General features: G+C 69.3%; 13 protein-coding genes. 9 read left to right on the forward strand and 4 right to left on the reverse strand.

Translation table 11 applies throughout. The features are described 5' to 3' along the window. Positions 1–92 precede the first annotated feature (92 nt). The 4 genes from E3O49_RS03520 to E3O49_RS03535 all read left to right on the forward strand — a co-directional run bounded on the left by E3O49_RS03520 (position 93) and on the right by E3O49_RS03535 (position 3,708). Positions 93–2,546: a winged helix-turn-helix domain-containing protein gene (locus tag E3O49_RS03520; protein WP_134451001.1), complete on the forward strand. Its 2,454-nt coding sequence runs from the start codon at positions 93–95 to the stop codon at positions 2,544–2,546. After that, entirely contained in the window at positions 2,515–2,724 is a 210-nt protein-coding gene (locus E3O49_RS03525; protein ID WP_134366750.1) for a hypothetical protein, read from the forward strand. Before E3O49_RS03520 ends, E3O49_RS03525 begins: the two co-directional genes overlap by 32 nt. A gap of 169 nt (positions 2,725–2,893) precedes the next feature. Further along, positions 2,894–3,175, forward strand: coding sequence for a DUF7144 family membrane protein (locus tag E3O49_RS03530; protein ID WP_420898182.1), 282 nt, complete (start codon positions 2,894–2,896; stop codon positions 3,173–3,175). Between the two features lie 137 nt (positions 3,176–3,312). Beyond that, entirely contained in the window at positions 3,313–3,708 is a 396-nt protein-coding gene (locus E3O49_RS03535; RefSeq protein ID WP_134364975.1) for a DUF7144 family membrane protein, read from the forward strand. Between the two features lie 110 nt (positions 3,709–3,818). Here the strand turns inward: E3O49_RS03535 and E3O49_RS03540 are convergent, their stop codons facing one another. Beyond that, positions 3,819–4,379: a YceI family protein gene (locus E3O49_RS03540; protein WP_134364976.1), complete on the reverse strand. Its 561-nt coding sequence runs from the start codon at positions 4,377–4,379 to the stop codon at positions 3,819–3,821. Between the two features lie 131 nt (positions 4,380–4,510). Between E3O49_RS03540 and E3O49_RS03545 the strand changes: the two genes are divergently transcribed. From E3O49_RS03545 to E3O49_RS03565, 5 genes are all read left to right on the forward strand, one after another. Beyond that, entirely contained in the window at positions 4,511–5,311 is an 801-nt protein-coding gene (locus tag E3O49_RS03545) for an oxygenase MpaB family protein (RefSeq protein WP_134364977.1), read from the forward strand. 75 nt (positions 5,312–5,386) lie between these two features. Then, positions 5,387–5,881 (forward strand): Lrp/AsnC family transcriptional regulator, encoded by a 495-nt coding sequence (locus tag E3O49_RS03550; RefSeq protein ID WP_134364978.1) that lies wholly within the window; start codon positions 5,387–5,389, stop codon positions 5,879–5,881. A 110-nt stretch (positions 5,882–5,991) separates the two neighbouring features. Next, positions 5,992–7,146, forward strand: coding sequence for a pyruvate dehydrogenase (acetyl-transferring) E1 component subunit alpha (gene pdhA / locus E3O49_RS03555; RefSeq protein WP_134364979.1), 1,155 nt, complete (start codon positions 5,992–5,994; stop codon positions 7,144–7,146). Then, positions 7,143–8,150: an alpha-ketoacid dehydrogenase subunit beta gene (locus E3O49_RS03560; RefSeq protein WP_134364980.1), complete on the forward strand. Its 1,008-nt coding sequence runs from the start codon at positions 7,143–7,145 to the stop codon at positions 8,148–8,150. Before pdhA ends, E3O49_RS03560 begins: the two co-directional genes overlap by 4 nt. Next, complete coding sequence (locus tag E3O49_RS03565; protein WP_134364981.1) at positions 8,150–9,619, forward strand: dihydrolipoamide acetyltransferase family protein; 1,470 nt, start codon at positions 8,150–8,152, stop codon at positions 9,617–9,619. Before E3O49_RS03560 ends, E3O49_RS03565 begins: the two co-directional genes overlap by 1 nt. A 39-nt stretch (positions 9,620–9,658) precedes the next feature. On the opposite strand, the gene E3O49_RS03570 is transcribed toward E3O49_RS03565, so the two are convergent. The 3 genes from E3O49_RS03570 to E3O49_RS03580 all read right to left on the reverse strand — a co-directional run bounded on the left by E3O49_RS03570 (position 9,659) and on the right by E3O49_RS03580 (position 10,668). Next, on the reverse strand, positions 9,659–9,904 hold the full coding sequence (locus E3O49_RS03570; protein WP_160141012.1) for a hypothetical protein: 246 nt from the start codon (positions 9,902–9,904) through the stop codon (positions 9,659–9,661). Between the two features lie 22 nt (positions 9,905–9,926). Further along, entirely contained in the window at positions 9,927–10,256 is a 330-nt protein-coding gene (locus E3O49_RS03575; protein ID WP_134403147.1) for a hypothetical protein, read from the reverse strand. Between the two features lie 97 nt (positions 10,257–10,353). After that, the gene (locus E3O49_RS03580; protein ID WP_134364984.1) at positions 10,354–10,668 is read right to left on the reverse strand and encodes a carboxymuconolactone decarboxylase family protein; all 315 of its coding nucleotides are present in this window, start codon (positions 10,666–10,668) and stop codon (positions 10,354–10,356) included. Positions 10,669–10,937: the final 269 nt, after the last annotated feature.

A 10,937-nucleotide genomic window follows, 5' to 3' on the forward strand; every position in this document is an offset into this window, starting at 1 on the left:
TCGAATCCGCCTCACTGTCGCTAGGGTGACATCGCTACGGCGACACGGTCGGACCGTCGATCCGGTCGGCTGGCGCGAAGGGGGTCCCGGGCATGGTCGCGGAGCAGCAGCGCCGGGGCAGAGACCGCGCCTTCAGCCTGATCCTCGCGAGCAAACTGAGGCCTCCCGCGGTCGCCGCCGGCTCGCTCCAGCGACCGCGGCTCCTCGAACAGCTGAACGGCGGCACCCCACTGACCGCAACGATCCTCGCCGCCCCGGCCGGCTACGGCAAAACCGTCCTGGCCTGCCAGTGGCTGGAGCAGACCCGGATGCCCTCCGCCTGGCTGTCCCTCGAGCCCGGCGACGGTGAACTCCCCCTCTTCCTGGGCTATCTCACCGCGGCCGTGCGGGCCGTCTTCCCCCGCGCATTGCCCCAAACCGAGAGCCGGGCGCCGCAGAGACTGACGGAGCGGGAGCTGACGACGCTCCTGCTCAATGAGCTGGAGGTGCTCCCGGCCCGCCTGGCGCTGGTCCTGGACGACTACCACCTGGTCGCGTCAGCGCCGGTGAACCGCCTCTTCGAGTCGATTCTGCGGCATCCGCCCCGCGGCCTTCATCCGGTCTTCCTGACCCGCTTCGATCCCCTCCTGTCCCTCGACGAGCTGCGACCGCACGGGGAACTGTCCGAAATCAGGGAGCGCGATCTGCGATTCACCCGGGAGGAGATCGAAGAGATGGTGACTCGCGAGCTGGGCGCGCCCGTGGACGCGGAACTCGCCGCGGCGGTCGAGGAGAAGACGGAGGGCTGGCCGGTCGGCCTGCGGCTCGGTCTCGCCGCCCGGCGGAACCGGGGTGACCCGGCCGCCCTGGCCTCGAGCGCGACCGGTCACTTCGATGACGAGCACATCCACCGCTTCCTGGCCTCAGAGGTGCTCGCCGCCCAGCCCGCCCAGCTACGCCGGCCCCTCCTCATGATCTCGGTCGTCGACCGTTTCTGCGCCCCTCTGTGCGACGCGCTGCTCGCGGATGGGGACCCGGACGCCGTGCACCCCACGGGACGGGAGGTGCTCGACTGGCTGTCACGGCACAATCTGTTCATCTCCCGCCTGGGCGGCGCAGGCGAGTGGTACCGCTATCACCATTTCCTCCGGGGCCTCCTCCGCGCGCAACTCGAGCAGAGCCGGGCAACGGATGTGGCCGCGCTGCGCAGGCGGGCCGGGGCCTGGCTGGCGGGCAACGGGTTTCCCGACGAGGCGCTGGACCAGCTGCTCGCCGCCGATGACCTGCGCGGCGCGGCCGAGATCGTCGTGTCCCGCGGACAGCGCCTCCTCGACGAGGGCGACTGGCCCCGGCTCGGACGGCTGCTCACCCGGTTCCCCCGCGAGCAGGCCGACCGGGACCCTCGCATCCTCAGCCTGGAAACCTGGGCGCTGATGGGAGCGGGCGGCCAGGGCCGGGTCCTGGCTAGCGCGGTCGACCGAATCGACCAACTGCTCGCGTCCGGGCCCGCTGCCACGTTCCCCGGGCAGGAGGACTCGGACCTCGGCGGAAGTCAGGACGTGCTCCGGGGCTGCCTGGCTCTCGCTGCCGGTGACGCCCGCGACGCGCTTCGGCTGGCCGAACGGGGCCTGGCCTCGCTGCCGCGGACCCGGGAACGACAAACCGCCTTCGGCCGCGCGCTCCGCATCGTGTCTCTGCAGGCCACGGGAGATTACCCCGCCGCACTCACCGCGGCCGAAGACAGCAGCCTCGATCCCGTCCTCGGCGCCAATCGGTCAAGACCGTGGGAGTTGGGTCGTGCGCACGCCGCCTGGCTCGAGGTCGATCTCCGCACCGTGCGCGCGGGGGCCGAGAACCTCCTCACCCACGGGGAGGAGGACGGGCTGCCCGACCTGGCGGCCGCCGGGCGGTACCTGCTCGGGATCGAGCGTTACGCCCGGAACGATCTGGCCGGGGCGGAGGAGATTTTGGGTCCCCTCGTGGACGACCGTGCCGGCAGCGCGTCCATCCACTTCGTGCACGGCCTGGTCGCGCTCTGTTTCACCCGGCAGGCGCTCGGGCGATCGGCTGAGGCCTGGGTCCTGGCTGAGCGGCTCGCCGGTCTGGCCGCCGAACGGGGTGAGCCGTTCCTGCTCGGCTTCGCTCAGACCGCTCAGGCGGAATTGGATCTGCACCACGGCCGTGAGCCATCTTGCGTTCGTGGGGACGTACCGGGACGTGTCGTCCGCCGAAGGCGACTTCCAGGCCGTCAGAGACTTCTACGGCGCGGGGCCGGTCGACAGGGGACCCGTCGGCGTGGGCGACCGAATCCGCTCGTTCGATGCCGCCGTGATCGCCAAGAAGGGCGACGGCACCGCGAAGCTGTACATCAGGTCCGACACCGTTCCCGCTCGGGGCAGGTCGGTCGGCACGGGATGGGGTCTGGCCACCGGACTGGCCGTTGTCCTGCTGCCCGCGATCGGCATCGGCGCCGCCGGCTGGACTGCCTATTCCGGAGCCGGACTGTCCGCCATCGCCGGCCGGGTCGCGCGGGGAATGACTCGCGCCGATCTGCAGGACCTGGGTGAGCTCCTGGATTCCGGCTTCGCCGCCCTGATCGTCGTCGCCGCAGCCGGACTACGCGGGGCCATCGAACGGGCCATCGGGCACGCCGCCACCATCGCCGTCAGACCGGTGGCGGCCGACGAGGAACGCCCGGTCCGGGCCCTGGACGAGGTCAGGGCCGCGATCACGGCCACCGGCTGATCCCGCCGTGGCTACTCCCTCGAAGAACCCTTTGGGAGGTTCACAATCCGCCGCCCCCGGCCGAAGGTGAGAGCGCAATTCTCGACGCCGAACACTTCCGTTGGGCATGAACAAGGAGGGTACTCATGAGCAGATCAGACGCATATAAGAAGAGGCAACTGGGTGGGCAATCGGAGCGGCCGCCTTCGCGGCCTTCATGATGCTCATGCTGGGCAGCTGGTGGATCATCGGCGGAATCGTCGCCCTGGTGGACGACACTTTCTACGTGGCCACGGCGAACTACATCCTCCAGTTCGACACGACGTCCTGGGGCTGGATTCACCTGATCCTGGGCATCCTGACACTGCTCGCCGGGTTCGCCATCTTCACCGGAGCCGTCTGGGCTCGCACGATCGGCGTGATCCTGGCCTTAATCGGAACGCTGGAGGCATTCGCCTGGCTGCCGCATTAGCCGTACTGGGCGATTCTGCTGATCGTCGCGAGCGTCTCCGCAATCTGGGCCCTGACCGTTCACGGTCGTGACATCGCCGTCTAGGACCCCCGCCGAACCGCACCAGTTTGCACAACTGCAGAAGGAGGAGGTCTCCCATGACTGAACAAGAGCCCAGCGGATGGACGGTCGGTGCGGCGGCCTTCGCCGCCTTCATGATGCTCATGCTGGGGTGCTGGTGGCTGATCGCCGGGATCGCCGCCCTGGCGCAGGACGGGTTCTACGTCGCAACGGAGAACTACGTGCTCCAGTTCGACACGACGACCTGGGGCTGGGTGCACCTGATTCTGGGCATCCTGACGATCATCGCCGGCGGCACGCTCTTCACCGGCAAGGTGTGGGCGCGCACGTTCGGGGTGATCCTGGCCTTCATCGGAACGCTGGTGGCATTCGCCTGGCTGCCGTACTACCCGTTCTGGGCCATGCTCTTCATCGTCGCGGGCGTCGCCGTAATCTGGGCGCTGACCGTGCACGGGCGTGAACTCGCCAGATAGTGCCCATGAAAGCACGAAAGGAGGGACCCCCCGTGGCGGGGTCCCTCCTTTGTTCCGGTCGGGAAGCGCTCCGGTCTGGACGCGCTCCCGTCAGGGAGTAAGCCCTGTGATCAGGCCTGCAGTGCCGCCTGGAGCTCGAGCGTGATGGTGACCTTGTCACCGAGCAGGAAGCCGCCGGTCTCGAGGGCCGCGTTGTAGGTGAGACCGAAGTCTTCGCGGTTGACCTCGGCCTTGGCCGTTGCGCCGGCCTTCTGGTTGCCGTACGGGTCCGTGGCGAAGCCGCCGAACTCGAAGTCGAAGGTGACGGGCTTGGTGACGCCCTTGATCGTGAGGTCGCCGTCGACGAGGAAGTCGCCCTTGGCCGCACGCACGCCGGTGGAGACGAAGCTGATGGTCGGGTACGTCTCGGCGTCGAAGAAGTCGCCGGTGCGCAGGTGGCCGTCGCGGTTCGGTTCGTTGGTGTTGATCGAGGCGACCTGGGCGGTGGCCGTGACGCTGGATTCGAGCGGGTTCTCACCGGTGACGATGGTGGCGTCGAAGATCTCGAACTTGCCCTTGACCTTGCTGATCATGATGTGACGGATGCTGAAGCCAACCTCGCTGTGGGTCGGGTCGATCGTCCAGGTTCCGGCCTTGTAGCCGGGGATGCTCACTGCGGTGGTCTCAGTCATGGGTGCTCCTTCAATCCGTGGGACGGTGGATTCTCGCCGTCGGTTATATGCAAGTGCATACGACTGCGCATTATTCCCATCCATTTCTGCTGTCGCCGCTTTACACTCGGATTTCAGCCGGGAGGAGCACCATGAAGCTGCGAGACCAGAACCTCAGCGACATTGCCGGCGAGGCCGTCCTGATCGCCGCCGGCGGACGCTCCATCCTGCTGCAGATCGCCAATCCGGCTATCGGCCACGGGGTGGCCCACCACAGCGACTTCGTCGCCCATCCGCTGAACCGCCTGAACGGCACCCTGAGCTACGTCTACGCCGTGGTGTTCGGCACACCCGAGGAGGCCGCCGGCGCGACCCGCCGCGTCAATCTCGCCCACGGGCCCGTCAACGCACCCGCAGCACCCGGCCGGCCGGCCTACAGCGCCTTCACCCCGGAGTTGCAGCTCTGGGTGGCCGCGACCCTCTACGACTCCGCGATCAGGATGCGGGAACTCGTCTTCGGCCCGCTGGACGAGGCCACGGCCGACGCGGTGTACCAGGAGTACGCCGTGCTGGGTACCTCGCTGCAGATGCCGGCCGCTCTCTGGCCCCGCGACCGGGCCGCCTTCGCCCGCTACTGGAGCGAGCAGGTCGCGGGATTGCAGACGGATGCCACCACGCGAGCCGTCGCCCGCCAGCTGCTGCACCCGCGGACCGGCCCGCTCTGGCTGCGGGTGCTGATGCCGGCAGGCCGGTTCGTGACCGTTGGACTGCTCCCCGCCTCCGTTCGCGGCCTGTTCGACCTGTCCTGGTCACCGCGGTCCCAGCGCCGCTTCGATCGCCTGCTGAGGTTCACCGCCGTGGTCTATCCGCGACTGCCGCGGCGGCTGCGGTACTGGCCGAAGAACCACTACCTGCGGGCCGTGCGCGCCTCCCTGGAGCTGGCAGTAGTCTGAAACTCCGCCGACAGAACTCCGCCGACAGAACAGCGACGACTCCCCCGCCTGAGCCGCCCGAGCCCGAGGAATACCATGACGCAGCACCCGGCGCCCGCGGCCTCCGCCGGGCTCGACCCGATCGACCGACGGATCGTGGCCGAACTCAGCCGGGACGCCCGGCTGTCGACGAGGCAGCTCGCCGCCCTGGTGCACGTCTCCCGCACGGCCGCGCACACGCGGTTGCACAACCTGGTCGAGCGGGGAGTCATCACCGGGTTCGGCGCTCAGATCGACCGCACGGCCCTGGGCCTGAAGGTCACGGCCCTCGTGATCGTGAAGATCGCCGACGTGTCCTGGGCCGACATCGCCGCCCGGCTGAGCGAACTCCCCTTCGTCGAGAAGGCGATGGCGGTGAGCGGTGACATCGACATCATCCTGACCGTCAGCGCGCCGGACCACGAACAGCTGAGCCAGGCCATCCTGCGAGACATCCACAGTATGCCGGGCGTGGTCTCGACCCGCTCGCACCTGATCCTCGAGGAAATCGCGGGTCACGCGCCGGCCCTGGCGCCGGACATCTGGCGCTGACGACCTGATTTCACCGGTCGAATGGTTCGGCGCGGATCCGCTTCGGGCCATTCGTTCACAACCGTCACGGCGATATCGTCGCCGGGCGACGGATGCCGCACCATTGCGTCATGAGCCTCAATGTCGAGCACCTTCCGGAGAGCACGCTCTCGGTGCCGCAACCCCTCCGACTGATCGATGACGCCGGCCGGGCGGTGGCCCCTGACGAGACCGGGGGGCTCACCCTGCCCGACCCGGCCACCCTGCTGAGTCTGTACCGGCGGATGGTCGTCGCCCGGCGATTCGACGTGCAGGTCACCGCGCTGACCCGGCAGGGCCGCCTGGCCACCTACCCGTCCGCGCTCGGCCAGGAAGCCTGCGAAATCGCCGCGGTCGCCGCCCTCGACAGCGGGGACTGGCTGTTCCCGACCTACCGGGATAGCATCGCGCTGCTCACCCGCGGAGTGAAGCCCGAGCAGATCCTGGCGTCGTTCCGCGGCGACTGGCACAGCGGCTACGACGCCTACGAGCACAAGATCGCCCCGCAGGCCACCCCGCTGGCCACCCAGGCCCTGCACGCCGTGGGGCTGGCCACGGCCGCCAAACTCAAGCGCGACAGCACGGTGGCGCTCACCCTGCTCGGCGACGGCGCCACCAGCGAGGGCGACACCCACGAGGCCCTCAACTTCGCCGCCGTCTGGCAGGCCCCCGTGGTGTTCCTGGTGCAGAACAACCAGTTCGCGATCAGCGTGCCGCTCGACAAGCAGATGCGCTGCCGCACCATCGCCGACAAGGCCATCGGGTACGGCATGCCCGGCTACTACGTCGACGGCAACGACGTCGCCGCGATGTACGCGGTCACCTCGGCGGCGGTGCAGAACGCCCGGGCCGGCCAGGGTCCCACCCTGATCGAGGGCCTCACCTACCGGATGGAGGCGCACACCAACTCGGACGACCCGAGCCGCTACCGCGATGCCGGCGACCTGGAGATCTGGCGACGGCGCGATCCGATCGCACGCCTGGACACCTTCCTCTCCGAGTCTGGCGCCCTGTCGGACCGGGAGCGCGCGGACATCCTGCTGGAGGCCGAAGATCTGGCCGCCTCGACGAGGGACTGCATGACGCGCACGGCTCCGGTGGATCCGCTCGAGCTGTTCGACCACCTGTATGCCACCCCCCGCACGGCGCTCCGGGAACAGCGGGATTTCCTGGCCACCGAGCTCGCCGACTACGCCGACCACGCCGCGCACGCCGCGGACGCAACCCAGTCAGGTGCAACCCGATGACGCTCCCCGCTCTCGCAGAGACACGCCCCCCGGCCAGCCTCACCATGGCGGCCGCCCTCAACGCGGCCATCCAGGACGCGATGCGCGACGACCCCACGGTGGTTCTGTTCGGTGAGGACGTCGGGCCGCTCGGCGGCGTCTTCCGAGTGACCGACGGCCTGTACGCCGAGTTCGGCGAGACCCGCGTCAGCGATTCCCCGCTGGCCGAGTCGGGGATCGTGGGAACGGCGATCGGCATGGCCATCTACGGTCTGCGGCCGGTGGTGGAGATGCAGTTCGACGCCTTCAGTTACCCGGCGTTCCAGCAGATCGTGTCGCATGTGGCGAAGATGCGCAACCGCACCCGCGGCCGCATCTCGCTGCCGATCGTGATCCGGATTCCCTACGCCGGCGACATCGGCGGGGTGGAGCACCACTCCGACTCGTCCGAGGCCTACTGGACGGCGACTCCCGGCCTGACCGTGGTCTCGCCGTCGAACCCGGCCGACGCGTACTCGATGTTGCGCGAGGCGATCCGGAGCGACGACCCGGTGATCTTCATGGAGCCCAAGAGCCGCTATTGGTCCAAGGCCGAGCTCAGCCTGCCGGTGCAGACCGCTCCGATGAACACCGCCCTCGTGCTGCGGGAGGGCACCGACGTGACGCTGATCGCGTACGGTCCGACCGTGAAGACCGCCCTGGCGACCGCGGAGCTGGCCGAAGCCGAGGGTCTCTCGATCGAGGTGATCGACCTGCGCAGCCTGTCCCCGTTCGACGACGAGACCGTGGGCGCGTCCCTGCGGAAGACCTCGCGCGCCGCCGTCGTGCACGAGGCCGCCCAGTTCGGCGGGTACGGCGCTGAAGTGGCCGCCCGGCTCACCGAACGCAACTTCTTCCATCTCGCCGCGCCGATCCTGCGGATCACCGGCTTCGACATCCCGTATCCGTCGCCCAAACTCGAGGAGTACTTCCTGCCCACCCCCGACCGCATCCTGGCCGCCCTCGGCAGTTGGGAGTGGTCCTGATGGGACAGAATTTCATCCTCCCCGACCTCGGCGAGGGACTCACCGAGGCCGAAATCGTCTCGTGGCTGGTCGCTGTGGGCGACACCATCGCGATCGACCAGCCCGTGATCGAGGTCGAATCGTCCAAATCCATCGTCGAGCTGCCCTCCCCCTACGGCGGCGTGGTCGAAGCCCTGATCGGCGACGTCGGCCAGGTCGTCCACGCCGGGCAGGTGATCCTGACGGTGACGGATACCGTCGCCCCCTCGGCCGGGACGCCCACCCCACCGCCGTCCCCGGCGCCCCCTGCTCCCGACTCGGGGGCCGATTCGGGCGCCGACTCGGGGGCCGATTCGTCCGTCGCGCCCGCGGGCTCGGCATCCGGCGCCGTGCTGGTCGGCTACGGCACGAGTGAGAACACCCGCCCGGTGCGCCGCCCCGCCCAGGGGCGCTTCGGCATCCGTTCCAGCGCCGCGCAGCCGGCCGCCGTGACTCCGGCGACTCCGGCGACTCCGCCGCGGGTGGCGCCCACCCCACGTTCCGGTCGGTCCCCGGTCGTCTCGCCCCTGGTGCGGCGACTGGCCCGCGAGAACGGTTTCGACGCGACCACCCTGCAGGGCAGCGGCCCGGACGCCCTGGTGCTGCGCCGGGACGTCGAGTCCTACATTCGCGACCGGGCCGCCGCGGCGGCAGAAACCGCTGTGGCAGCTCCCGTGGCGGCTCCCGCGTCAGCTTTCGTGGCTCCCGTGGCGGCTCCCGTGGCAGCTCCCCCGGCCGCCCCAGAGGCCGCGATGAAGCCGGAAGACATCCGCATCCCGATCAGCGGACTGCGAAAAGTGGTCTCCGAGCGCATGACGACCTCGCGCCGGGAGATCCCGGAGGCGACCGTCTGGCTCGACGTGGACGCCACCGAGCTGTTCGCGGCCCGCGACCGCCTGCTCGCGGCGACCGGTGAGCGGTTCAGCGTGACGGCCCTGATCGCCCGTTTCACGGTGGCCGGGCTGCGCCGGTACCCGCTGCTGAACTCGTCGGTGGACACCGCGAGCCAGGAAATCCTGCAACACGGCGCCGTCAATCTGGGCATCGCCGCCCAGACTCCGCGGGGGCTCATGGTGCCGGTTGTGCACGGCGCCCACGCTCTGACGACCCGGCAGCTGCGGGACTCCATCGCCGGTCTGGTCGGCCAGGCCGCGGACGGAGCGTTCCCCCCGGCCGCGCTGAGTGGAGGCACGTTCACCCTGAACAACTTCGGTGCGCTCGGGGTCGACGGGTCGGCCGCGATCATCAACCACCCGGAAGCCGCGATCCTCGGCATCGGCCGCATGATCGAGCGCCCCTGGGTGGTCAACCACGAACTCGCGGTGCGCACCGTGGTCGAGCTGTCCCTGGTCTTCGATCACCGGGTCTGCGACGGGGGAACCGCCGCCGGCTTCCTCACCTTCGTGGCCGCCTGCATCGAATCCCCCGTGAGCCTGCTCGCCGATCTCTGACCGGGCAGCAGTATTCGGCCAGACACTATTCGGTCAGCACTATTCGGTCAGCACATCGCATTCCGGTACCGCGTCGCATGCCTGACCGATCGTGCTCCCGGTGTCCGCGGCGGCCGCCCCGATCGCCTCCACCGTGCCCGCCAGTGCCGCCAGTGAGTCGCCGGCGGCACTGACGACGGCAGCGATCGCCGTGACCAGGGCCGTTCCCGTCTTGCCGTCAACGGCGGCCACGCTCGCCTCGAGGGCGCCGAGAGACGTGTCCAGGTCATCAGCGGATTGCCGCACCGCCACCAGCTCGGGATCGTCCTCACGTCTGGCGGGGACGTCCTTGAGCGTCGTCGTGAGCGTTGCCGCCGCCCGTCGTGGCTGCGGTCGCCAGCCCCTGGAGATCGGACTTCAGGGTCGAGGTCGAGATGCAGACGTCACCGGCCCAGGGGGTCTGATCGGCCGACGGCGCAGCGCCCGCGCTCGGCGTCGACGCAGAGGCAGACCCTGAGGCCGACGCTGAGGTCGTGGGCGACGGTCTGCTGGGTGCCGAGTTCGCGCATCCGCTCAGCGCGAGTGCGGCGGCCAGCATGCCGACCAGCGATCTGAGGCGCCGGGCCGGATGCCGGGACGCGTGGGGGGATCTGCTCACGGTGTTCTCCCATTCGGTAATGGTCCGCGCCCGGCCCCCGCTTTCTGAGGCTCGCGGGCCGGACTCCAGGACCTGGCCGGTTCCTGTTGCCTGTCTGCTACTGCGTATCCTCCGACCCCAGCTCGATCGCGATGCCGAGGGCTTCCGCAATCTTGCCCACGGCGGCCATGGTGCGCGGAGTGCCGATGATCGGTGCGACGGCGACGAGGACATCCTCCACATCCTCCACGGTCACGCCGGCGTCCTCCGCGGGTCCGACGTGCAGCAGGTAGGACATGACCGGGGCGTCAGTCGCGGCGAGTGCCGCGATCCGGACGAGCATCAGCGAGCGGTCGTCCAGTTCGGTGCTGGCCAGTGACACGGCATTGATGTCGGTCATCGTCTCCAGGACGGGGTTCTCTCCTCGAGCCATCAGTGGTACTCCTTGTCCAGGGCTGGGCCCTTGTCGATAGCGGGTCAAAAGCTCCCGGACCTGTCCGGGCGACCCCTCTCTGTCAACCTTGGACAAGGCACCGGGATCGTCCCGAATAGTGTTGTAGAGGGCGGGGAAGGAGTTCCCCTTGACGAACGCAGTGATGACAAGGCCCAGCTCGACCGGGCAAGCTGTAGGGATGGAAGATGTTCCCGATCCTCAGGTTCCCGAGCGTGCTCGGCGGCGAACCTACACCGCCAAGTACAAGT

Origin of the sequence: Cryobacterium shii, assembly GCF_004402595.1 — a bacterium.
GTDB lineage: Bacteria > Actinomycetota > Actinomycetes > Actinomycetales > Microbacteriaceae > Cryobacterium > Cryobacterium shii.

Bases quoted from the DNA above. Each gene is read 5' to 3' on its own strand.
- E3O49_RS03520 (WP_134451001.1), top strand. From the start codon at position 93: ATGGTCGCGGAGCAGCAGCGCCGGGGCAGAGACCGCGCCTTCAGCCTG.
- E3O49_RS03525 (WP_134366750.1), top strand. From the start codon at position 2,515: ATGACTCGCGCCGATCTGCAGGACCTGGGTGAGCTCCTGGATTCCGGC.
- E3O49_RS03535 (WP_134364975.1), top strand. From the start codon at position 3,313: ATGACTGAACAAGAGCCCAGCGGATGGACGGTCGGTGCGGCGGCCTTC.
- E3O49_RS03540 (WP_134364976.1), bottom strand. From the start codon at position 4,379: ATGACTGAGACCACCGCAGTGAGCATCCCCGGCTACAAGGCCGGAACC.
- E3O49_RS03545 (WP_134364977.1), top strand. From the start codon at position 4,511: ATGAAGCTGCGAGACCAGAACCTCAGCGACATTGCCGGCGAGGCCGTC.
- E3O49_RS03550 (WP_134364978.1), top strand. From the start codon at position 5,387: ATGACGCAGCACCCGGCGCCCGCGGCCTCCGCCGGGCTCGACCCGATC.
- pdhA (WP_134364979.1), top strand. From the start codon at position 5,992: ATGAGCCTCAATGTCGAGCACCTTCCGGAGAGCACGCTCTCGGTGCCG.
- E3O49_RS03560 (WP_134364980.1), top strand. From the start codon at position 7,143: ATGACGCTCCCCGCTCTCGCAGAGACACGCCCCCCGGCCAGCCTCACC.
- E3O49_RS03565 (WP_134364981.1), top strand. From the start codon at position 8,150: ATGGGACAGAATTTCATCCTCCCCGACCTCGGCGAGGGACTCACCGAG.
- E3O49_RS03580 (WP_134364984.1), bottom strand. From the start codon at position 10,668: ATGGCTCGAGGAGAGAACCCCGTCCTGGAGACGATGACCGACATCAAT.